This window comes from Nocardia jinanensis, assembly GCF_014645735.1.
GTDB lineage: Bacteria > Actinomycetota > Actinomycetes > Mycobacteriales > Mycobacteriaceae > Nocardia > Nocardia jinanensis.
On sequence record NZ_BMMH01000003.1, the window covers coordinates 263,911 to 285,492 of the forward strand.

25 protein-coding genes and 1 other RNA gene are annotated in these 21,582 nt (G+C 69.0%); 13 read left to right on the forward strand and 13 right to left on the reverse strand.

Annotated features, from left to right (window positions below; translation table 11 throughout):
- Positions 1-77 precede the first annotated feature (77 nt).
- Positions 78-374: a hypothetical protein gene (locus IEY68_RS10025; RefSeq protein ID WP_229718695.1), complete on the reverse strand. Its 297-nt coding sequence runs from the start codon at positions 372-374 to the stop codon at positions 78-80.
- A 420-nt stretch (positions 375-794) separates the two neighbouring features.
- Between IEY68_RS10025 and IEY68_RS10030 the strand changes: the two genes are divergently transcribed.
- Positions 795-1,184: a hypothetical protein gene (locus IEY68_RS10030; RefSeq protein WP_062998549.1), complete on the forward strand. Its 390-nt coding sequence runs from the start codon at positions 795-797 to the stop codon at positions 1,182-1,184.
- A gap of 114 nt (positions 1,185-1,298) precedes the next feature.
- Here IEY68_RS10030 and IEY68_RS10035 read toward each other — a convergent pair whose 3' ends face one another.
- The 4 genes from IEY68_RS10035 to IEY68_RS10050 all read right to left on the reverse strand — a co-directional run bounded on the left by IEY68_RS10035 (position 1,299) and on the right by IEY68_RS10050 (position 4,018).
- Positions 1,299-2,126, reverse strand: a complete 828-nt coding sequence (locus IEY68_RS10035; RefSeq protein ID WP_062998551.1) for an NAD(P)H-binding protein — start codon at positions 2,124-2,126, stop codon at positions 1,299-1,301.
- A 13-nt stretch (positions 2,127-2,139) separates the two neighbouring features.
- Positions 2,140-2,673, reverse strand: coding sequence for a hypothetical protein (locus tag IEY68_RS10040; RefSeq protein ID WP_062998552.1), 534 nt, complete (start codon positions 2,671-2,673; stop codon positions 2,140-2,142).
- Between the two features lie 184 nt (positions 2,674-2,857).
- Positions 2,858-3,273: RNase P RNA component class A (gene rnpB, locus IEY68_RS10045), an RNA gene on the reverse strand.
- Between the two features lie 112 nt (positions 3,274-3,385).
- Positions 3,386-4,018 (reverse strand): TetR/AcrR family transcriptional regulator, encoded by a 633-nt coding sequence (locus IEY68_RS10050; protein ID WP_062998554.1) that lies wholly within the window; start codon positions 4,016-4,018, stop codon positions 3,386-3,388.
- A gap of 37 nt (positions 4,019-4,055) precedes the next feature.
- On the opposite strand from IEY68_RS10050, the gene IEY68_RS10055 reads away from it, so the two are divergent.
- Together IEY68_RS10055 and IEY68_RS10060 are read left to right on the forward strand one after the other, a co-directional pair.
- A complete protein-coding gene (locus IEY68_RS10055; RefSeq protein WP_062998556.1) occupies positions 4,056-4,769 on the forward strand; it encodes a DUF4386 family protein in 714 nt (237 codons plus the stop codon).
- Positions 4,770-4,805: 36 nt separating this feature from the next.
- The gene (locus IEY68_RS10060; protein WP_062998580.1) at positions 4,806-5,693 is read left to right on the forward strand and encodes an alpha/beta hydrolase; all 888 of its coding nucleotides are present in this window, start codon (positions 4,806-4,808) and stop codon (positions 5,691-5,693) included.
- An 87-nt stretch (positions 5,694-5,780) separates the two neighbouring features.
- On the opposite strand, the gene IEY68_RS10065 is transcribed toward IEY68_RS10060, so the two are convergent.
- A complete protein-coding gene (locus IEY68_RS10065) occupies positions 5,781-6,230 on the reverse strand; it encodes a DUF4870 domain-containing protein (protein WP_062998558.1) in 450 nt (149 codons plus the stop codon).
- 261 nt (positions 6,231-6,491) lie between these two features.
- Between IEY68_RS10065 and fabG the strand changes: the two genes are divergently transcribed.
- Positions 6,492-7,244, forward strand: coding sequence for a 3-oxoacyl-ACP reductase FabG (gene fabG, locus IEY68_RS10070; protein WP_062998560.1), 753 nt, complete (start codon positions 6,492-6,494; stop codon positions 7,242-7,244).
- Between the two features lie 132 nt (positions 7,245-7,376).
- On the opposite strand, the gene IEY68_RS10075 is transcribed toward fabG, so the two are convergent.
- Positions 7,377-8,312 carry a hypothetical protein gene (locus IEY68_RS10075; protein ID WP_189094196.1) on the reverse strand — a complete coding sequence of 312 codons (936 nt, stop codon included), beginning with the start codon at positions 8,310-8,312 and terminating at the stop codon, positions 7,377-7,379.
- A gap of 335 nt (positions 8,313-8,647) precedes the next feature.
- Between IEY68_RS10075 and IEY68_RS10080 the strand changes: the two genes are divergently transcribed.
- From IEY68_RS10080 to IEY68_RS10100, 5 genes are read left to right on the forward strand one after another with little or no spacing between them, the layout of a single operon-like run.
- Positions 8,648-9,130, forward strand: coding sequence for a GNAT family N-acetyltransferase (locus tag IEY68_RS10080; protein ID WP_062998564.1), 483 nt, complete (start codon positions 8,648-8,650; stop codon positions 9,128-9,130).
- Positions 9,131-9,186: 56 nt separating this feature from the next.
- Entirely contained in the window at positions 9,187-9,585 is a 399-nt protein-coding gene (locus tag IEY68_RS10085; protein WP_062998582.1) for a TOBE domain-containing protein, read from the forward strand.
- A gap of 2 nt (positions 9,586-9,587) precedes the next feature.
- Positions 9,588-10,388 (forward strand): molybdate ABC transporter substrate-binding protein, encoded by an 801-nt coding sequence (gene modA / locus IEY68_RS10090; RefSeq protein ID WP_062998566.1) that lies wholly within the window; start codon positions 9,588-9,590, stop codon positions 10,386-10,388.
- Between the two features lie 32 nt (positions 10,389-10,420).
- Positions 10,421-11,224: a molybdate ABC transporter permease subunit gene (gene modB / locus IEY68_RS10095; RefSeq protein ID WP_189094214.1), complete on the forward strand. Its 804-nt coding sequence runs from the start codon at positions 10,421-10,423 to the stop codon at positions 11,222-11,224.
- The gene (locus IEY68_RS10100) at positions 11,221-12,270 is read left to right on the forward strand and encodes an ABC transporter ATP-binding protein (protein WP_062998568.1); all 1,050 of its coding nucleotides are present in this window, start codon (positions 11,221-11,223) and stop codon (positions 12,268-12,270) included. Before modB ends, IEY68_RS10100 begins: the two co-directional genes overlap by 4 nt.
- 7 nt (positions 12,271-12,277) lie before the next feature.
- Here the strand turns inward: IEY68_RS10100 and IEY68_RS10105 are convergent, their stop codons facing one another.
- Positions 12,278-12,688, reverse strand: a complete 411-nt coding sequence (locus IEY68_RS10105; protein WP_062998586.1) for a hypothetical protein — start codon at positions 12,686-12,688, stop codon at positions 12,278-12,280.
- A gap of 122 nt (positions 12,689-12,810) precedes the next feature.
- On the opposite strand from IEY68_RS10105, the gene IEY68_RS10110 reads away from it, so the two are divergent.
- On the forward strand, positions 12,811-13,641 hold the full coding sequence (locus IEY68_RS10110; protein ID WP_062998570.1) for a helix-turn-helix domain-containing protein: 831 nt from the start codon (positions 12,811-12,813) through the stop codon (positions 13,639-13,641).
- A gap of 16 nt (positions 13,642-13,657) precedes the next feature.
- Here the strand turns inward: IEY68_RS10110 and IEY68_RS10115 are convergent, their stop codons facing one another.
- The 4 genes from IEY68_RS10115 to cobC all read right to left on the reverse strand — a co-directional run bounded on the left by IEY68_RS10115 (position 13,658) and on the right by cobC (position 17,991).
- Positions 13,658-14,818 carry a bifunctional RNase H/acid phosphatase gene (locus tag IEY68_RS10115; RefSeq protein ID WP_062998572.1) on the reverse strand — a complete coding sequence of 387 codons (1,161 nt, stop codon included), beginning with the start codon at positions 14,816-14,818 and terminating at the stop codon, positions 13,658-13,660.
- Between the two features lie 47 nt (positions 14,819-14,865).
- Positions 14,866-15,603, reverse strand: a complete 738-nt coding sequence (locus IEY68_RS10120; RefSeq protein ID WP_062998588.1) for a zinc ribbon domain-containing protein — start codon at positions 15,601-15,603, stop codon at positions 14,866-14,868.
- 116 nt (positions 15,604-15,719) lie between these two features.
- Entirely contained in the window at positions 15,720-16,889 is a 1,170-nt protein-coding gene (locus IEY68_RS10125) for a Nif3-like dinuclear metal center hexameric protein (RefSeq protein ID WP_062998574.1), read from the reverse strand.
- A 58-nt stretch (positions 16,890-16,947) separates the two neighbouring features.
- Positions 16,948-17,991: an Rv2231c family histidinol phosphate aminotransferase CobC gene (cobC, locus tag IEY68_RS10130; protein WP_058854938.1), complete on the reverse strand. Its 1,044-nt coding sequence runs from the start codon at positions 17,989-17,991 to the stop codon at positions 16,948-16,950.
- Positions 17,992-18,034: 43 nt separating this feature from the next.
- Between cobC and IEY68_RS10135 the strand changes: the two genes are divergently transcribed.
- The gene (locus tag IEY68_RS10135) at positions 18,035-18,541 is read left to right on the forward strand and encodes a low molecular weight protein-tyrosine-phosphatase (RefSeq protein ID WP_058854939.1); all 507 of its coding nucleotides are present in this window, start codon (positions 18,035-18,037) and stop codon (positions 18,539-18,541) included.
- Complete coding sequence (locus IEY68_RS10140; protein WP_058854940.1) at positions 18,541-19,410, forward strand: SURF1 family cytochrome oxidase biogenesis protein; 870 nt, start codon at positions 18,541-18,543, stop codon at positions 19,408-19,410. The genes IEY68_RS10135 and IEY68_RS10140 overlap by 1 nt, the downstream gene beginning before the upstream one ends.
- 42 nt (positions 19,411-19,452) lie before the next feature.
- Here the strand turns inward: IEY68_RS10140 and IEY68_RS10145 are convergent, their stop codons facing one another.
- Positions 19,453-20,409, reverse strand: a complete 957-nt coding sequence (locus IEY68_RS10145; protein WP_058854941.1) for a cobalamin biosynthesis protein — start codon at positions 20,407-20,409, stop codon at positions 19,453-19,455.
- A gap of 231 nt (positions 20,410-20,640) precedes the next feature.
- On the opposite strand from IEY68_RS10145, the gene sigJ reads away from it, so the two are divergent.
- Entirely contained in the window at positions 20,641-21,573 is a 933-nt protein-coding gene (sigJ, locus tag IEY68_RS10150; RefSeq protein WP_058854966.1) for an RNA polymerase sigma factor SigJ, read from the forward strand.
- Positions 21,574-21,582 lie beyond the last annotated feature (9 nt).

Here is a 21,582-nt window from a genome sequence, read left to right on the forward strand (position 1 = left end):
GTTTTCCGATCCAGGGAAGACAGGCCGGGACCGGGTTGCCCCGGTCCCGGCCCGACAGGACGAAAATTCCGTGCGGACTACTGCAATGCCAGCATCGAGCCGCTCAGTTCGTGCAGCGGGCCGAAGACCGTGAAAACCACCCGGCCGTTCGGGTAGGTCGAAGATACGGCCGCGGCCGCGTCCAGCGCCTGACCGAACGACGGAGCCGACGGATGCGGAATACCCGCGACCGCCTGCCCGATATTGTTCTGATCCACCCAGCGGGTATCCGCCGGGCTGAGGTCCACCCGCACTCCACCGGGCAGCGGTGTCACCGCGACGGCACCGGCCGAGCCGGCACCCACGGTAGCGAGAACAGATGCGGCCCCGGCCATCAAAGCTCCGGTTGCCAAGGTACGTGCTACCCGCATATGTGTTGTGACCTGTCTTCCGATAGGTATGAATCGGCTCGTTCGTGAACTCCAGAGCACCGAACGAGCCTGCCGACCCCGCATACTTTATGACGGCGATCACCATTTATGCCAGTTCTACACGAATCCCGCCGGAAAAGATCGCGGCCACGGGGCAACTGATACTGTGGCGAACCGTAAGCGTCCGACTACATCCGAGCTGGAGTTTCATCACGTATGTCCACTCTCATCTATGACTATCTGCTTCCCCTCATCGGCCCGCAGCAGGCCGCGGCATTTGCGCAGATGCTCGTGATCGGTCCCTCGGCCTGAGTAGCCGCTGGATGAACGTCGTCCCCCGCCCAGCGGGGGGCGGTGTCCATCTCGCGGAGTTACCATCCGGCCGTGAACAGACCCCTGGCCTTACTCAGCGCCGTCTTCGTGGCGGTCCTACCGGGCGTGGCCGCCTGCCAGAGCGATACCACCGAACCGGGGAGTTCCGCTCCCGCGACGACGGCCGCGACGAGCCCCGATACCGCGCAGATGGACCAGGTGAAGGCCGGTTCCTTCGTGATCGGGTTTCGCGGGGCGTTCCCCGGCCTGGCCGTAGGGCGTGACGATGCCGCGATCACCGCGATCTTCACCGAGACGTGTGCCGATATCCGGGCCGGCGACCCGGAGGACGAGGTGGTCACCGAGTTGACCGATCGGCTCGCGGTCGGCGATACCGAACCGACCGGGCCGGAGACGCAGGCGGTCTACCAGATGATCGCCGTCATGTGCCGCAACCAGTAGTCGCGCGGTAATCCGTGGTCCGGTGAATTCCGCGGCTCGGCAACCGCCGTGGAATTCACCGGTAAAAGATCATCGGCACGAATCCCGGGCCAGGCGAAACTGTGGATTTTCCGATCAGTCTTCCTGACGGACCACACCGAATAACTGGGCGGCATACCGCGCAGCCCATTGCCCGAAGGTCGTTGCCGGACGACCCAGAATTTCTTCGGCCACCTGGTTGGGCGGCAGGGTGTGCTCGTCCAGCCCGATGAGGACATTGTCGACATACCATTGCGCGGTATCGCCCATCGGCGTGCTGAGCGCTCGCACGGTCTCCGCGCGGGTGGCGCGTACGAATCCGATCTCCCGGCCCAGCGCCCCGGCGATTTCGCGGACCAATTCGACCCGGCTCAGTTTCTCCGGGCCCGTCAGCGCGTACGCGCGGCCCAGATGACCTTCCTCGGTCAGGGCCACCGCCGCCACCGCGGCGATATCGTCCATCGCGATCGGCGTGCTGCCGGCATCGGGATCGGGTTCGCGTACCGCACCGGTCTCCCGGATCTGCTGCGCCCACATCCCCGTGTTCTCCATGAAATCCCCCGGCCACAGGTGAGTCCAGGCGATACCGCTCGCTTCGACCGCCGCCGCGATCTCGCCCCACCAGCTGTCCGGCTCACCGGACAGGTCGACGATATGGCGCACCCCGGCGGCGCCGGCCATATCGACCACCTCGGCCACCCCGCCGTCCACCGACGCCAGATACATCCGATCCACCCCCGCGAACGCGGCGGGCAGTGTCTCGGGCCTGCGCAGATACCCGCGGACCGCCTCGACCCCGGCCGGCAGCGCAGCCTTCACCGGATCGACGGTGAGCGCGCGGATATCGGTCGCACCCCGGGCGAGCAGCTGATCGACGACCTTGCGGCCGATATTGCCGGTGGCGCCGGTGACGAGAGTCGTCATATCTCCCCTTCTGTCATCGCTTGAACGTCGAGAAATCGCCCTCCCACAGCACCGACCCGGCAGTAACCACAGCCGGATTCAGCTCGGATTTCGCCACCTTGTACGCATGCTTGACCGTCTGCCGCGCCCCGGGCGGGATGGCACCGACCACCCCGTCCCCGAACCCTTCGGTCGGCGACACCACATGCTTGGCCGGCGTCCCTTCGTCCCCGTAGACCAGAGTCGGGATAGTCCAGTTGGAGCCGGCCCACACCTCCTCCGTGACGTTCACGATCTGGATCGTCACGACGGTGACCGGGCCGAACTGTGAATTCACATCCTCCACCGACAGAATCGACGCTTCCAAACCGGATTGGCCCCTGGCGGTTTCGGTGGGTTCGTGCAGTCCCCGCGTTTTCGTCGCGGGAGGCACGGTTTCGGATGCGGCTCCGGTGCTGGCGGGCTGGAGGACCGTGGTCTGCACGGGTGGTTCCTCGTCGGTTCCGCACCCCGTGAGCAATGCCGCGGATACGACGGCTACGGCGGCGGCGAATTGTCTGGCTCTCATCGTGTTTCCCTGGTAGCGACAGGCGCATCCGGTTGTCCCCCGGCTGTGCATCGGGATGGTGGGCCCGGTTCCGCCCCGGTATTGCGGCCTTCGCGCCGACAACTTCGGGGTATGGCTCCGGGCCTCCCGGCACACGACATCGTATGCCCAGCGACCCTGCCGTGGGCAAGTCAGGAACGGGTGCGGGATGAGCCGGCCTCTAAGCCGGATCCTGTCCCCGGTTCGCACCGGGGGGCGGCCATCCATCTGGGTACACCGTCGCCGGGTACCTCGAGCGGTCCACCCGCAGGCTCGGGCGAGCAGCCCTCGAACACCTGCGCAACCGCACCGCGAGGTGCGATCTTCGACCTTGCTCCGGGCGGGGTTTACCGAGCCGCCCCGGTCACCCGGGGCGCTGGTGCGCTCTTACCGCACCGTTTCACCCTTACCGCACGGCCCTCACGGGCCGTGGGCGGTCTGTTTTCTGTGGCACTGTCCCGCGGGTCGCCCCGGGTTGCCGTTAGCAACCGCCCTGCTCTGTGGAGTCCGGACTTTCCTCGGCACCGAGCGCGACACCACTTCGGTGTCCGTTCCCGGCGCCGCGACCGCCCGGCCGACTCATCCGCGGCAAAAGGATACTCGCTACAGTTCGGTGGCCGTCCGCCGCACGTCGGACACCGGGTCCACGAACGGACGCGACCGCGATGCCGCCACCCCGCCCCGGGCCGGCCGGTCAGCTACCCGCCGCGAGCAGGTCGCGTACCAAGACCCCGCTCCACCACTGTTGCACCCGGTCCGGCGTCCACCCGCGCTGCGCGGTCAATTCCGTGAACACATCGATATTGCAGAGTGCCCCATAGATATCGACCGCCTCGGCCGAACCGACGCCGATACGGAGCGTCCCGATGGGCCATCCGCCGAACACCTCGCCGCGGACCTCGTCGGCACGGCGGCGGCCTTCGCTGTACAGCTGCGCCAGTGCGGGTTCGGAGCGACCCGCTTCGCGGAGCAGGGTGATGACATCTCCGGCCCGTTCGAACAGCCGCCGGTCGTAGGCCGCCATCGCCGCGAGTTGCCCGGCCGGTCCCGCGGCGGTCTCCAACTCGTCGATCATGCGCGGCAGATCTCCGGACAGATCCGCCGAATCGGCGAGCGCCCGGGTGAGACCGGACTTGTTGCCGTACACCGCGTACACGGTCGGTGTCGATACCCCGGCCGCTCGCGCGACCTCACGCACCGTCGTGGCCGCCCAGCCCCGGGCGACGAAGAGTTCCCGGGCGGCCTGCGCGATCTGCGCGCCGGTCTGTTGCGCCTGAGCGGTTCTGTGCAATGACTCGTAACGGCGCCGGGCCGGTTCTTCGTCCATGGTTCCCCTTTCGATTTACGCGACTTATATTCAATATATGTCTGTGCAATCTCGCGGCGACCGATCGTTCACCCGGTACGCCGGCGCGGCGGCGATCGGATTCGCCCTCCTCATAGTCATCGCCAACCTGATCCTCGTGCCGGCGGGTATGCCCGCCCCCGGCTCACCACCGGACCGGGCCGTCGAATTCTTCACGAGTGCCACCGACCTCACGGGGCAGGTCACGATCTTCCTCCCGGCCGCCTGGATACTGGCGACACTGTTCGCCGGCGGCGCTCTCGCCACGGTCCTGCGCTCGGCCCGGCCGGAGACCGCGGGGTGGGCATACAGCGGATTCGCCGGTGTACTCCTACAGAACCTGACCTTCACCGGGGTGGTCGCGTTGCGGCTGGCCATGTCCACGACGACCGACCCGGAAGGCATCACCACACTCTGGGCATTGCACGAGGCGCTGTTCGGCCTGAACGGCACCTTCCTCGCACTCGCGATGCTCGGCCTCGGAACGGCCGGGTTCCGGGCGGGCCTGCTCCCCCGGTGGCAGTTCCCGCTCGGCCTGGTCGCGGCGGCGCTGCAGTTCACCTCGGACTCGCTGACACCGCTGATCATCGACGGAGGCGCGGCACTCGGACCGATCGGATCGACGGGCTGGCTGCTGTGGGTCGCCTGGCTGCTCGCCTACGGCTATGCCCTGATCCGCCGGGCACCTGACGAATCCACCGGCACCGCACCCCGTGTCCACCCGGCCGGATAATCCACCGCTGGTGACAACTCGGTACGGTCAATGTTCATGGAGCGTGTCGAGGTCGGCTTCCCGTCGGGAAGCCAGAAATGTGCCGGCTGGCTGTATCTACCGGCCGGTCCACCCAAGCCTCGTCCCATCGTGGTGATGGGGCACGGGTTGGGGGCCAACAGGGAAATGGGATTGGATCGGTTCGCGCGGCGGTTCGCCGCGGCGGGAATCGGGGTGCTGGTCTTCGACTATCGGCATTTCGGGGGCAGCGACGGCGACCCCCGGCAGGTGGTCAATATCGCCCGGCAGCGCGAGGATTGGACCGCCGCCGTGGCCTATGCCCGCACGCTGCGCGGTTTCGATGCCACCCGCATCGCGCTGTGGGGCACCTCGCTGGGCGGCGGGCACGCCCTGACGGTGGCCCCGGACGATGCCTATATCGCGGCGGTGGTGGCACAGGTGCCGTTCGTCAGCGGATTCTCCTCCGCGCTGGCGAAGGGGCTGCTGAGTTTCGTGAAGGTCGGCTTCCTGGCGGCTTCCGACCTGGTGTTCGGCACGATCCTGCGCAAACCGGTCCAGATCCGGCTGGCCGGGCGTAAACGCGCCACCGCGATGATGACCGGCTCCGATGTACCGGGCGGATTCGGGCGGCTGGCCGAAGAGAGCCCGAGCTACCGGCCGAAGATCGCGGCCCGGGCCGCCCTGTCGATCCTGTTCGACCGCCCCGCCCGGCATGTGAAGGAATTGAAGATGCCGGTGCTGTACGTGCTGTGCGACAACGATTCGATCACCCCGGTGAAACCGGCGCTGCGGGCCGCCGGGAAGACCAAGCACGCGGTGGTGAAACGTTATCCGGCAGGACATTTCGATCTGTACTTCGACGAGCTGTTCGAGCAGACCGTCTACGACCAGACCGAGTTCCTGACCTCGGTGCTGCGTCCCTGACCGTGGGTACCGGATACAACTGCGCCCATCCGGTACCGCACGAATGTGCCCGGGCCGGCGCAACGACGGCCGGTCCGGGCACACCTTCTACTTCACGAGCGAGAGATTGAACGGGTACTTGTACTCGCGGCCGTTGTTGGCCGCGATACCGGCGAGCACCGAGAACACGATGCCCGCGATCCAGACGATCGGGAAGAGCAGCAACCCGATCAGCACGATCATCAGCGCCGCGGACACCACGTAGGCGATCGCGAGCACGATCTGGAAATTCAACGCGTCCACCGCATGCCGGCGCACGAACTCGTCGCGGTCCTTGTACATCACCCAGACGATGAGCGGTGCGACGAAACCGAGCACGATACCGCCGAAATGGGCCAGCATGGCCCAGGTCTTGGCATCAGAGGGTGAGACCGGCGCCTGATTCGGCGCGCCGTAGGGCTGCGGGCCGGGGCCGTAGGCCGGTTGCGCACCGGCGGCGGGCTCCGAGGGATAGGGTTTACCCGTCGTCGGATCGTACGGGGACTGCGGAGTGGTCATCTCGTTCCAAACTGCCTGGTGAGTAGGGTGATTCGAGAATAGATGGCCGTATACCCATTTGGGGAGTGCAGAAAACCCACACCTAGGTGAATTATCGGACAGGCTCCGGCGCACCACCGACCGTTGCACCGCGCCGACCTGCACTGTCCGGTACGCACAGCACCGACGCGCAGATCTTGTCCGGCCACCCCCTCGATCCGCGGACCGCCACGTTGTTAGATGGCGTAAGAACTATCGCCTACACGAGAGGACTTCGAACTGATGGCCGAGAGGATCGCAGTAGTATCCGGCGCCGCCCGTGGAATCGGGGCGGCTATCGCCAAACGGCTGGCCTCCGACGGGTTGCAGGTCGGGGTCCTCGATCTCGACGAAGCCGCATGCGCCGAGACCGTCTCGGCGATAGAGAGCGCCGGCGGGAAGGCGATCGCGCTCGGCGCGGATGTCAGCAAGGAGGACTCGGTGAACGCCGCGGTGGAGCGGCTGGCCGGAGAGCTCGGCGCGCCCACCGTCGTGGTCAACAACGCCGGGGTGCTGCGCGACAACCTGCTGTTCAAGATGAGCGTCGACGACTGGGACACCGTCCTGAGCGTCCATCTGCGCGGCGCCTTCCTGCTGACCCGGGCCGCCCAGAAGTACATGGTCGAACAGAAGTGGGGTCGTATCGTCAATATGTCCAGCACTTCGGCGCTGGGCAACCGCGGCCAGGTGAACTACTCCGCCGCGAAGGCCGGTATGCAGGGCTTCACCAAAACCCTCGCATTCGAACTCGGCAAATACGGGGTCACCGCCAACGCGATCGCCCCCGGGTTCATCGTCACCGATATGACCGCGGCCACCGCCGCCCGGGTCGGGGTGGACTTCGAGGACTTCCAGAAGGGCGCCGCCGCGCAAATCCCGGTGAACCGGGTCGGCTACCCGGAAGATATCGCGCATACCGCGTCCTTCCTGGTCAGCGAGGGCGCGGGCTTCGTATCGGGGCAGGTCGTCTATGTCGCGGGCGGGCCGAAAGACTGAACGCCGCGGAGGTGGGATGGCCACCGTGCAGCGGGCCATCCCACTCCGGCCGGCATCACTCGACGGGGGAAGCCGACCGTGACCACCCACACTTTGAACCGTTGCTCCCAGGGGCAGGTAGTCGGCCGCGGATCACCGCTCCACAACCAGGGCAGTCCGGTTCAGGACGATCCAGTACTCCCCGGCCGCGTTTCTCCAAGGAGTGGTGTACGCGTCGTATCCGCGGAGGGCCGCGAACCTTCCCGCGTCGTCCAGAACCGCCCGCTTATCTTCCAGCGCCCATAGTCGATCGCTGGTTTCCACTCGTGCCCCCGCGTCCTTGAATTGACGGATCTCCTGTTCGATAGGGGCCAGCACCCGGCTCTGTTCTGCGGCCAAGTCTCCGTAGGCTCCGATCCGCACGCCTCTTCGAGGTAACGCCATTCGGACCACCCCCTCGGCATCGCCGGCGGCGTAGCGGACAGCCTCTGATTTCAGCGGCGTGACCCAAGTTCCGTTCCCGACCCCGACATAGCCGAGGGTCCTGCCCGGAAGATAGGGCCCGGACCTGAACTGCTCGGCATATTCCCGTGCGGACACGCCGTGCCGAGCGGCGACGCCGCGGAAGAGCTCCCAGCTACCCGCCTTGACAATCTTGTCCACTTCAGCGGGGCCGGTCACGGTCGGCAGGCCGTCGAAACCCTGCATTCGATAGATCTCGGCAAGCGCCCGATCGCCCGGACCGCTGTCGTTTCTCTTGGCCCAGAGCGAGACGTAATCGACTTCGTCGATCAGATCCCTACCGCGTGCCCTCGCGGTAGCGGGGGAAACCGCGCCGGGTCCGGCCGACCCAAGGGATGCTCCCGGGTCAGAGCCGGATATCTGCCGCGCGGCGTCCCCCTCGGCAGCCGATATTGCGCTCCCGCCTCGGCGTGTCCGGTCGGCGATACCAGTGGAAAGCCCCTCCCGTGTGGACCTCGACCAGTGCCCGAGGGCATTGACGACACGTTCGGCCGCTTCTTCCGCGGCTTGACGAGCACCGTTGTCACCGCCCTTGGGCATACCGTCCCAATTCTTGTCGCGATTCACCGGGCAGCGGTGGGAATGACCTCTGCACAACAGTTTTCAGGATTTTGACACGACCGGTGAACGCGTCACTTCCCACGATCGGTGAACGATAGTGACATGGGCGAGATGTTCGTTGCGGGCGTACGGGCGACCGCCGACTGCGCCGAGCCCGTCAGGCGTAGCCCCACCGATCGCGGCTGACGGGTCGCCGTCCGAGCGCTTCTGGACCGAACGGCCCGCAGTGGGGCCACGCCGAGTTACCGAAGCCGCCGCCGCGACCCGGCGGTGCAGCCCGGGCGAACCGGAATCCTCGGTAATACATTGCCGCACCTGGATATCCCTCGCACCATCGACAGATGCTGATACGACAGATCACCCCCGACGACTGGACGATCGCCCGTACGGTCCGCCTGGACGCACTGACCGGATCACCGCCCGGGACCTTTTCCACCACCCCTGCCGAAGCACTCGAATGGGACGAACAGCGGTGGCGGGAGTGGACCGCACGGCGGTGTCCGTTCTTCGTGGCCCACTCCGATTCGGGACCGTTGGGTTCGGCGGGGATGATCGTCGTTCCGAACGGGCCCGAACTGGTGTCGATGTGGACCGCGCCCCGGGCGCGGCGCACCGGTGTATCGGACGGGCTGGTCCGGGCCGTGATCGACTGGGCGACCGGGGCCGGTCATCGGACGCTGCGGTTGTGGGTTCTGGATGAGAACCGGCCGGCCGAACAGCTGTACCTCCGAAACGGCTTCACCCGCACCGGAACGAGCAAACCCTGCGCTGCGGACGATCCGCGCCCCGAGAACGAGATGATCCTGTCGCTACCGGCGGGTTGAACGGTTTGCCGCTTTTCGCGCTTTTGTTCCGCATATCCGGCTATATACTCCCCGATGTGACGTATCTGCGGGTCAAAGAAGCGGCCGGGCTACTCGGTGTCAGCGATGACACCGTGCGGCGCTGGATGGATCAGGGGCGGCTCCCGTCGGTCCAGCTGGAGAGTGGGCGCAAAGGTGTGCGCGGCCGGGATCTGGCCGAATTCGCACGACAGAACGCCGAGGCACCCGAACCCGGGGTGACCGTGGCGGCATCGGCCCGCAATCGAATGCGCGGCATCGTGACGCGGGTGGTCACCGATACGGTGATGGCGCAGGTGGAGATGCAGGCCGGTCCGTTCCGGCTGGTCTCCCTGCTGAGCCGGGAATCGGTGGACGAACTCGGGATCGAAGTGGGCAGTGTGACGGTCGCGTCGGTCAAGTCGACGCATGTGGTGGTCGAGATTCCGGAGAGCTGACGATGACAACAACAGTGGGGCGCGTACTGCGCGGTCTGGTCCCGGCGGCCGTGCTGGTCGCCGCGCTGGCGGGCTGCGCCGGTGAGGACTCCGGCGATAATTCCGGCAACGCTCCGGCCGACGGGATCAACGGGACGGTCACGGTGTTCGCCGCGGCCTCGCTGACCGAGACCTTCACCACGCTCGGCGAGCAGTTCGAGCAGGTCCATCCCGGGGTCGATGTGGTGTTCAGCTTCGGCGGCAGTTCGGCACTGGCCGAACAGATCCGGCAGGGGGCACCCGCCGATGTGTTCGCTTCGGCGGCACCACGCAATATGGAGCAGGTGATCGAGTCGGGCGATATCACCGCCGGGCCGGTCACCTTCGTGCGCAACCGTCTCGAGATCGCGGTGCCCACCGGTAATCCGGGCAGTATCAGCGGCCTGGTCGATTTCGGCCGTCCCGAGCCCCGGATCGCGCTGTGCGCCGAACAGGTACCGTGTGGCGCGGCGGCCGACAAGGTCTTCGCCGCGGCCGGTGTGACACCGCGACCCGATACCCGGGAGCCCGATGTGAAAGCGGTGCTGACCAAGGTCACCCTCGGCGAGGTCGATGCCGCTCTGGTGTACCGGACCGATATCCGGGCCGCGGAGGACGAGGTCACCGGGATCGAGTTCCCCGAATCGGGCAAGGCCGTCAACGACTATCCGATCGCGCCGGTGGCGGCGGCGCCCAACCCGGCCGCGGCCGCGGCATTCGTCGATTTCGTGCTGTCCCCGCAGGCTCGATCGGTCTTCACCACGGCCGGTTTCGACACGCCGTGATCGCCGGCCCGGTGCGGCGCCGGGCGACGGCACTGCGCCGGCGCCGGGCGGTACGCGGCCGGCGACCGATCATCCTGGTCGTCCCTGCCCTCCTCGGTCTGCTGTTCCTGCTGATACCGCTGACCGGGCTGTTGGTCCGGGCACCCTGGCGGGAGCTGCCGGACCGGCTGCTCAGCGCCGAGGTCGGGCAGGCGCTGCGGCTCTCGCTGGTGTGTGCGAGCCTGGCCACGGTGCTGTGCCTGCTGCTGGGCATCCCATTGGCCTGGCTGCTCGCTCGCGGCGATCTGCCGGGACGCGGGCTGATACGGGCGCTGGTCACCGTGCCGCTGGTGCTCCCGCCCGTGGTGGGTGGTGTGGCGTTGCTACTGGTGCTCGGCAGGCGTGGCCTCGTCGGGAGCTATCTGTACGACTGGTTCGGTATCGCGCTGCCGTTCAGTACGGCGGGCGTGGTGGTGGCGGAGGCGTTCGTCGCGATGCCGTTCCTGGTGATCTCGGTCGAGGGCGCGTTACGCGGTGCCGACCCGCGCTACGAGGAAGCCGCGGCGACGCTGGGCGCCTCCCGCTGGCTGACGTTCCGGCGCGTCACCCTGCCGTCGATCCTGCCCGGCGTGGTGGCCGGGACTGTGCTCTGCTGGGCCCGGGCCCTCGGCGAATTCGGTGCCACCATCACCTTCGCCGGTAACTTTCCGGGCAAGACCACCACCATGCCGCTGGCGGTCTACCTGGCGTTGGAAACCGATCCGGCCGCGGCGATCGTGCTGAGCCTGGTTCTGCTGCTGGTATCGGTGGTGGTGCTGGCCGCACTGCGCGAACGCTGGCTGCGGGGGCTGCTGTGACGCTGATCGCGGATCTGCGGGTGACCCGCGGTGAATTCTCCCTGGACCTGGATCTCGACCTCGCGCCCGGGGAAGTTGTCGCGCTGCTGGGTCCCAACGGCGCCGGGAAGACCACCGCCCTGCGTGCGCTGGCCGGACTCACCCCGCTCACGGCGGGGACGATACGACTCGGCGACCGGGTGTGGGATGCGCCGCCACGAGATTTCGTCCCACCCGAACACCGTTCGGTCGGGGTGGTCTTCCAGGACTATCTGCTCTTCGCCCACCTCGACGCACTGGAGAACGTGGCCTTCGGGCTGCGCGCTCGTGGGCTGCGCCGGGCCGCCGCGCGCGAGCGGGCCACGCGCTGGCTGGAACGAGTGGGGCTGGCCGACTACACGCGTGCCCGGCCGCGGGCCCTGTCCGGCGGACAGGCCCAGCGGGTCGCGCTGGCCCGGGCTCTGGCCGTCGAACCGGAACTGCTGCTGCTGGACGAACCCCTCGCGGCGCTGGACGCGGCGACCCGGGTCCGGGTGCGGTCCGAACTCGCCCGTCATCTCGGCGACTATCCCGGGCATACGCTGCTGGTCACCCACGATCCGCTCGACGCCATGGTGCTCGCCGACCGGCTCGTCATCGTGGAGGACGGGACGGTGGTCCAGCAGGGCCCGCCCGGCGAGGTCGCGCGCCGGCCCCGCTCCGACTATGTCGCCGATCTCGTAGGGCTCAACCTGTTCCGCGGCACCGCCGCGGGCACTCTGGTCCGGCTCGACCGTGGTGGTCGACTCACCGTCGCCGAACCCGCCACCGGACCGGTGCATCTCACCTTCGCGCCGTCGGCGGTCGGCCTGCACCCCGAGCGACCCGCCGGCAGTCCGCGCAACATCTGGCCGGTGACCGTGGCCGGTCTCGAACAGCATGCCCACACCGTGCGGGTCCGGCTCGACGGCGCGGTCCCGGCGCTGGCGGATATCACCCCCGCCACCGTGGCGGATCTGCGGATCCGGCCGGGATCGGAGCTGTGGGCCGCGCTGAAGGCCACCGAGATCCACTGCTATCCGGCCTGACCCGTGGTCATCCGGTGATCCGCCGCAGACCGGTGTATTCCAGAGCCGCGAACGCCGCGACGACGAGGGCACCGCTGAGGAAGAACACGATTCCGGGGCCGGTGAGATCGAGCAGACCGATGAACGGCAGCGCGAGCAGACCCAGCGCGGAGACCGAGTTGAACGCGACGACCCCCGCCGCGTGCCGGGGCGAGATCACCGGATAGCCGGCGATGAGCAGCAGCACCAGTGCACCACCGAGCATCGCGACACCGAACGGAACCGACCACGAGGTCGGCACCCCCAGCGGGTCCCGTAGCGGCACGGCACCGGCGAGCATCAGGACGCCGAAAGCGCCGGTGCCCCAGCCGTCGAGCCGCAGCGTGCGGCGCAGCAGGGCGTCGGAAGTCGTAGGGGCGGACAGGGTGGCGGTGCTCATGATCGGCTGCCTCTCGAATCGGCGATGGTGGTTCCGGCACCGACTGTGCCGTCGCCCGGTCAGCGGTTCAATGACCTCGGAGGTCATGGCCGCCGCGCACCCACCGCCGATACGCTCACGGCATGAAGCTGCGTGCGGACAGGAACCTGTCGCGGATCGGTGCCCTGCTACGGGAATGGCGGCAGCGGCGGCGGTTGAGCCAGCTGGACCTGGCACTGGCCGCGGGCACCTCCGCGCGGCATCTGTCGTACGTGGAGACCGGGCGTTCGGCGCCGAGCCGGGATATGGTGCTGCGTCTGTCGCACACCTTGGATGTGCCGCTGCGGGAACGAAATACACTGCTCGTCGCCGCCGGATACGCGCCCGCATATCAGGAGAGCAGCCTCGACGACGACCATCTGGCGTCCGCGCGGGCGGCACTGGAACATATGCTCGCCGCCCATGAGCCCTATCCGGCGGTCGCGGTCGACCGCTGGTGGAACGTGGTCACCGCCAATACAGCGCTCACGGTCCTCACCGACGGCGTCCCCGCACGGCTGCTGGCCGACCGGCCCAATGTCTATCGGCTGGTCCTGCATCCAGAAGGTCTCGCCGCCCGGCTCGCCAACCCGCGCCAGGTGCGCGAGCAACTGCTGGAGCGGCTGGCGAGGCAGGCCGACACCACCGGCGACCCCCGATTGCGCGAACTCCACGAGGAGGTCAGCGAATATCCGGCCGTCGATACGGGGGCCGAGGAGGCCGGACCCACCGACCCGGGTCCGTTCCAGGTGCCGATCCGGGTACGTACACCCCACGGTGAACTCTCGTTGTTCGGCACCATGGCGACCTTCGGCGCACCGGCCGATGTGACACTGTCGGAACTGGCAGTCGAGCTGTTCTACCCACTCGACGAGTTCACGGCTCGGTTCCTCCGGGGACGGGCCGATGCGCTCTCGGCCGCTGTACCCGGCTGACGGGCAGCCACCGATCTCAGAGATAGCTCGTATCGTTGACCAGCCGGACCGACGACCCACCGTCGGGATAGAACTCCGCGAGCGATAGCGATGCCAGGTCCAGATGCAGGCGGTACAACAGCGACGGCCCGACTCCCAACGCCAGTTGCAGCAGCGTCTTGATCGGCGTGACATGGCTGACCACCACGATATTCGCGCCCGGATACCGCGCGACCAGATCGCGTCGCACCGCTTCCACCCGTTCCCGCACCTCGTCGAAGCTCTCGCCACCGGGGGCCCGCAGCGACGGATCGCCCAGCCATTCGGCGTGCAGATCCGGATCGCGGTCGGCGGCCTCGCGGAAGGTCAATCCCTCCCATTCGCCGAAATCGGTCTCGGTAAGACCCTCGACGACCCGGACCTCGATACCGAGTGCCGCACCGGCCGCCTCGGCGGTTTCCCGGGCCCGGCCCAGCGGTGAGGTCACGATCGCGGAGATATCGCCCTTGGCGGCCAGCATCTTCGCCGCCCGGTCCGCCTGTTCCCGGCCCACCACCGTCAGCGGTGGGTTACCGCGACCGGAATAGCGCCGCTGCACCGACAATTCGGTCTGACCGTGCCGCAACAGCAGCAGCCGAGTGGGCCGGCCGGCCGCGCCGGTCCAGCCCGGCCCGGGGCCGGAGAGCCGGGCCGACGCGCTGCGCGAATCGGCCGCCGTATCGGCGACCTCGGTGGTGGGGGCCGGTCGAGCCGGAGCCGGATCGGCCGCGCGCACCTCCTCGACCAGCTTGGCGTCGTCCATGGCCTCGTTGGCCAGCCGGTCGGCATGGGAGTTCTCGGCACGCGGTATCCAGCGGTAGGTCACCTGCTCGAAATCCGCGGCCAGCCGGCGCGCGCGATCGGCGAGCGGGATCAGGGCCGCGTGTTTGATCTTCCACCGGCCCGACATCTGCTCGACCACGAGTTTGGAGTCCATCCGCACTGTGACGACCCGCGCACCGAGTTCGGCGGCCGCCTCCAGCCCGGCGATCAGCCCGCGGTACTCCGCGACATTATTGGTGGCGACACCCAGCGCCTCCCGGCGCTCGGCGAGCACTCCCACCCGGTCCGCGTCGAATACCACCGCGCCGTAACCCGCCGGTCCCGGGTTACCCCGGGATCCGCCGTCCGCCTCGACGACGACCTCGCGCACGCTCATATCGGCCTCCCGCTCCCGCTACTCGGACCCCGCTGTCCGGCCCGGGCTCACAACCCGGATTCTTTGGTCCGCACCAGCACCGCACCGCATTCCGAACACCGCACCACCTGTTCGGGCGCGGTTTTCGCGATACGGGCGATCTCGCCGCGGTCCAGTTCGATCCGGCAGGCTCCGCAGCGCCGGGCCTGCAGCAGTGCCGCGCCGATACCGTGGCTGCTGCGCTGCCGATCGTAGATGTTCAGCAGTTCCTCCGGGAACGCGCCGACCAGGTTCGCGCGGTCGGTTTCGCAGCGCTGCTGGGCCACCGCGAGATCGGCGAGGGCCTCGTCGCGGCGGTCACGCGCGGTGGCGAGTTCGGTTTCGGTGCGGTCGAGGCGGGCACCGGCGTGCTCGTGATCCGCGGCGGAGGCCTCACGCCGTTCCATCACCTCGAGCAGGTCGTCCTCGAGTACCGTGCGGCGGCGTTCCAGGCTGCCCAGCTCGTGCTGTAGTTCGGACAGTTGTTTGGCACCCACCGAGCCCGCTTCCAGCACACCGCGGTCACGGTCCTCACGTTTGCGGACCGCCTCGATTTCCCCCTCGAGTTTGCGCATATCGCGGTCGAGATCGTCGAGCACGATCTCCACGGCCACGGCCGCGTCCTTGTGCGCGTTGCGTTCGGCCTCGAACCGGTCGACCTCCTGCTGTTCGGGGAGAACGCTGCGCCGGTGCGCGATCCGGGTCAGCTCGGCGTCGACCTCGGCGAGACGGAGCAGTTTGGCCTGAATCGATGGTTCGACATTCAACGCGAACGAACTCCCTGCGCACTGTGGACGGATAAGGAAGTCCACCGTACTCCGCGCGGTGGGGACGGCGTCGCCGACCGGTCCGAACCCGCAGGCCCGGATACCGGCGTCACGGATCAGCCGCCGCAGCCGACCGTCCACGGGTCGGTGCGCACAGTGGACACCCGCGTTTCCAGTTCCGGGAGCCCGGCCGCGGCCACGGCGGCCGCCTGGGCGCACCAGGGGAACTCCGTCGCCCAGTGGGCCGCGTCGATCAACGCGGGACCCGAACGGCGCAGATGCTCGTCGGCCGGGTGATGGCGCAGGTCGGCGGTGAGATAGGCGTCGACCCCGCGGCGGGCGGCAGTGTCGAGCAGGGAATCACCCGCACCACCGCAGACAGCCACCGTGCGCAGCACCCGGTCCGGCTCACCCGCGGCGCGCACGCCCCAGGCCGTTTCCGGCAGGGCGGCGGCGGCGCGGGCGGTGAACTCGCGCAGTGTCAGCGGTGCGGCCAGTGTGCCTATCCGGCCGAGGCCCTGGTTTCCGGTGAGTGCGGCCCGTTCGGTCACGTGGTACGCGGGCTCCTCGTACGGATGCGCCGTCCGCAGCGCCGCGAGCACCGCCGCACGCGACCCCGGCGCGGCGACCACCTCGAGCCGCTCCTCCGCCACCCGGGCCAGCTCGCCCACCGTCCCGAGCGCCGGGTTCGCGCCGTCCAGCGGCCGGAACTGGCCGGTGCCGGTGACCCGCCACGCCGCTTCCCGATAGTCCCCGGCGCCGCCCGCTCCCGCGGCGAACAGCGCCGCCAAGACCGCGGCGGCGTGTTCCGGCGGGACCTGAACCGTCCATTTGTCCACGGCAGGAACATATTTCGGGTCCAGCGGGCCAGTAACGGTCAATCCGAGCGCCTCGGCCAAGGCGTCGGAGACACCGGGATCGGCGGAATCGGCGTTCGTATGCGCGGTGAACAGTGCGCAGCCGGAGCGGATCAGCCGATGGATCAGGGCTCCCTTGGGGCGGTCGGCCGACACGCTGTCCACGCCCCGTAACAGCAGAGGATGGTGGGCCACCACGGCCTGGGCGCCCCACCGCACCGCCTCGTCCACCACGCCCGCGGTGACATCGACGGCGAACAACACCCGCCGCACGGTCTCCGCCGGATCCCCGCACACCAGGCCCACCGAATCCCACGGTTCGGCCAGCCGCGGCGGGTAGGCCGTCTCCAGCGTCGCGACGAGTTCGGCAAGGGTGGCCACGGCGCACCTTCCTCTCGGAGCTCTCAGGGCTTCGTCGGCGACAATCATGTCGCGCGTATTCCGTTCCGGGGCGGTCGGTCCACCCAGCCGCGGTGGTACCGGGGCGCTAGACCAGGCGTCCGGCGTTGCCGAACGCCTCCACCAGCCGGTCGACGTCCGCGGGCGGCCGGACCGCGACCCGCATATGCCCCGGCCCCAGACCCGGGAACGTATCGCCGCGCCGTACCGCGATCCCGTGCCGGCGCAGATATTCACGCAGTATCTCGCCGCGTTCCACTTCCAGCAGCAGGAACGGCGCCTCGGCCGGAGATCGCACCGCGACCCCGGCGCCGGTCAGTTGCGCGACCATGGCCATCCGGTGCTCGCCGATCTCCGCCGCCCGCGCCGCGGTTTCCGCGAGAGCGCGCGGCGAGGCGGTGGCCGCGATCGCGGTGAGCTGGAGGGTACCCACCGGCCAGTGCGCCCGGCCCCGGACCAACCGTCCCAGCACCTCGGGCGCCCCGAGCAGATAACCGCAGCGCAACCCGGCCAGCGCCCAGGTCTTGGTGAGACTGCGCAACACCAGTAGTCCCTCCCCTGCCTCGGCGGCCAGCGACTCCGGCTCGCCGGGCACCGCGTCCATGAAGGCCTCGTCCACCACCACGATCCGCCCCGGTCGCAGCAATGCGCGCACGACCTCGGCCGGATGCAGTACCGAGGTCGGGTTGGTCGGGTTGCCGATCACCACCAGGTCGGCCTCTTCGGGGACCAGAGTCGGGTCGAGGGCGTAGGGCGGTTCCAGCAGCACCCGGTGCACTGGGATACCGGCCTCGCGCAACGCGAACTCGGGTTCGGTGAACGACGGGTGCACCACCGCCGCCAGCCGGGGCTCGAGCCGCGGGAGCAGAGCGAAGCCCTCCGCTCCACCGGCCAGCGTCAGGACATGATCGGGCGCGACCCCGTGCCGGGCGGCCACGGTCTCCCGGGCGTGCCGCTCGTCCGCGGCGGCCGGGTACCGGCCTAGTGAGTCCAGGGCGGAGACCAGCCGGTCACGCAGCCAGCGTGGTGGCGCGGCGCCCTGGACATTCACCGCGAAATCGAGCAGACCCGGCTGGGCTTCCACATCACCGTGATGACGCAGCCCGGCGAAATCGACATGATCGGTGAGCATGAGACGCACCCTACGTGGCGCCCCGGGCGACCGACCCGCCAGAATGGTTGTCGTGGGTGAGCTGCACATATCGTTCGTCTGTACCGGCAATATCTGCCGGTCGCCGATGGCGGAGAAGATTCTGCTGGGGCATCTGTCCCGGGCCGGTCTGGACGACCGGGTCCGGGTGAGCAGTGCGGGCACCCACGACTGGCACGCCGGGTCCGCGGCCGACCCGCGCACCACCGCCACCCTGCGCCGCCACGGCTATCCGACCGGACACCGGGCCACCGGGTTCGGCACCGAACACGCCGACGCCGACCTGATCGTCGGGATGACCACCGAACACGACCGCAACCTCGCGGTACGCGGTATCCCCTTCCAGCGCCGCCGGTTGCTGCGCAGTTTCGATCCGGGCGCCGACGGGACCGAGGTACCCGATCCGTATTACGGCGGGACCGAGGAATTCGAGCTGGTGCGCGAGCAGATCGAGGCCGCGGTCCCGGGCCTGCTCGATTGGGTTCGCGCCGCGCTCACCGCCCGGGCACCGGTCAGCGATGGTGCGGCCTGATGCGCCGCCTGTCTTTTCTGCTGCGCCCCGGCTGGTTGATCCTGGCCGTGGTGGTCGTGGCCTTCGCGTACCTGTGTTTCACCGTGCTCGCGCCCTGGCAGCTCGGTAAGAACGAGACCACCTCCGAACGCAATGAACTCATCGCCGAATCGGTGCACGCCGATCCGGTGGCGGTCACCGATATTCTCGACGGCGCCGCGACGGGGGCGGCCACGGAATGGCGGAAGGTGTACGCCGAGGGCAGCTACGTACCCGATTCGACCGTGCTGGTCCGGCTGCGTCATCTCGACGGCGCGCCCGGCTTCGGAGTGTTGTCCGCGTTCGCCCTCACCGACGGACGCACCCTACTCGTGGACCGTGGCCTGGTGGCGGCAGTCGACGGATCGCAGCCGCCGCCGATCGACCCCCCGCCCACCGGCGTGCAGCGGGTCGAGGGCCGGGTCCGGGTCTCGGAGAACGTCGATCCGCAGCGCACGCCCGCGGTCCAGGGGGGTATCCCGCACGTCTATTCGATCGATGTCCCGCAGGAGACCACGGTCCTCGGACTCCCGCTGACCCCGCTCCCCGTCGGTGCCCGCGGCGCCTATCTGCAGCTGTCGGAGGACCAGCCGGGCGCGTTCACACCGGTTCCGCTGCCCCAGCTCGATGCCGGACCCTATCTCTCCTACGGGCTGCAATGGCTCGCCTTCGGCATCATGGCGCCGCTGGGGCTGGGGTATTTCGCCTGGGCCGAGATCCGCGAACGCCGCAAACAGCGCCGCCCGGTGCCGAAAACCGGGTCCGGTGCCGCCGAGCTCGGTACCGCCGCACCCGAACCCGTCACCACCGAAGCCCGTCTGGCCGACCGTTACGGCCGCGACCGGCCCTGATACCGGGCGCCCCGCTTCTCCCGGCGGGGCCGATACCCGGCCTCAGCCACGCGCGGACCGGCCGCGCATGCGGTCCCACAGCACCGCGCTCAGCGGCGCGAGCACCGCGGCCGAGATCACTGCCGCGTACTGCACCAGTTCCGACAGCCGCACGGCCCGGCGCAGATCACCGACCGCGGGCGCCGGCCCCCGGCCCAGTTCCGGCCGCTGTTCGACCCCGTGGCGATATTCGGTACGTCCGCCGAGCCGGACACCGAGCGCCCCGGCCGCCGCGGCTTCCACCACTCCGGCGTTCGGGCTCGGATGCCGGTGCGCATCCCGGCGCCAGGTCCGCAACACCGTACCGGGGCGGCCGCCGACCAGCGGCGCCACCAGGGCGGTGAGCAGCCCGGTCATCCGGGCCGGAAGCAGATTCGCCATATCGTCGACGCGGGCGGCCGCCCATCCGAAATGCCGATACCGCTGGTTGCGGTAGCCGATCATGGCATCGAGGGTGTTGACCGCCCGGTAGCCCAGCAGTCCGGGAACACCGGCCACCGCACCCCACAGCAGTGGCGCGACCGCGGCATCGGAGGTGTTCTCGGCGATCGATTCCAGCGCGGCCCGGGCCAGCCCGTCCGTGTCGAGCGCCTCCGGATCGCGCCCGCAGAGCGAAGGCAGCAGTTCCCGGGCGGCGGTCAGATCGCCGGCTTCCAGCCGATCGGCCATCATCCGACCGGTCCGCGCCAGGCTCCGTCCGCCCAGGACCGTCCAGGTCGCCGCGGCCACAGGTATCGCACCACCCCGACGCAGCACCGCACCCAGGCCGATCACCGACCCCACCAGCACCAGTTCGTGAACCACCCCCGCCCGCCGGTGATCGGCATAGGTCACCGATTCCAGCGACGCGGCCAGCATCCCGAACCCCGCCACCGGATGCCCCCGCCGGGGATCGCCGGCCGCCCGATCGATGGCGAAGCCGATCAGCAGACCCGCCGCGGTCGAAACGCCTCTGTGCACCGGGTGAGCGTATCCAGCGCCGAGGTTCCGCCCGCGCAGGGGACGAGCGGGCGGAGGAATTCGGGCGACGGGTACCGGTGCTGGCAGGATCGACGCGGCACGGCCGATACCGCCGCGACCGGACCACCGTCGGCGACCCACCCCGCTCCGATGTCACACATCGGATGCGAGCATCGTCGACCACGCGAGACCAACGCCCGACCGTGGGCAACGACCGAACGGGGAACCGCAGTGACCGATCGAGAGGGAGCCACCGATCTGGCCCGGCGTTTCGAGGACCTGCGCCCGTACCTGCGCCGCCTCGCCTACAGCACCCTGGGTAGTCTCGCCGACGCCGACGATGTGGTGCAGGAGGCGTGGCTGCGGTTGCAGCGGCAGCAGGAATCCGGCGGCGTGCCCATCGATAATCTGCGGGCCTGGCTGACCACGGTCACCGGACGACTCGCCCTGGATCAGCTCGGTTCGGCGCGGGTGCGGCGCGAACAGTATGTCGGCGAATGGCTGCCCGAACCCGCGGTCTCCGATTGGGAAGATCCCGCGGATCGGATCTCCCAGGACGAACGGGTCACCATGGCGCTGCTGGTGGTGCTGGAATCGCTGTCACCGGCCGAGCGCACCGCGTTCGTCCTCCAGGACGTGTTCGGAATGTCGGGCCCGGAGGTCGCCGAGGTGGTGGGCCGGACCCCGGCCGCGGTCCGGCAGTTGGCCTCGCGCGCACGCAAACGGGTCGAGGACGGTACCCCGCGTTTCCCGGCGTCCCCGGACGAACAGGAGAAGGTCGTCTCGGCATTCTCGGTGGCCTGGCGATCCGGTGATATGAGCGCGCTGCTGGGCGTGCTCGACGATCGGGTGACCCTCACCGCCGACGGCGGCGGCAAGGTGCCGGCCATCCGCAAACCGGTGGCGGGCGCCGAGGTCATCGCCAAGATGCTGCTCGGCTGGTACCACCTGCCCGCGGCCGAGGGCGGCTGGGGCCGGACCATCGAGGTCAACGGTATGGCGGGACTGCTGGTGTTCGACGGTCAGCACCACGGGGTGTTCTCCTTCACCGTCGACGCGGACCGGATCACCGCCATCCATGTCGTCCGCAATCCGGACAAGCTGCGTGATCTGCCGGCCGATGCCGGGGCGGAATGGGTTCTGCGCGAGTCCGGCGAGAGCTGAGGCCGGCCC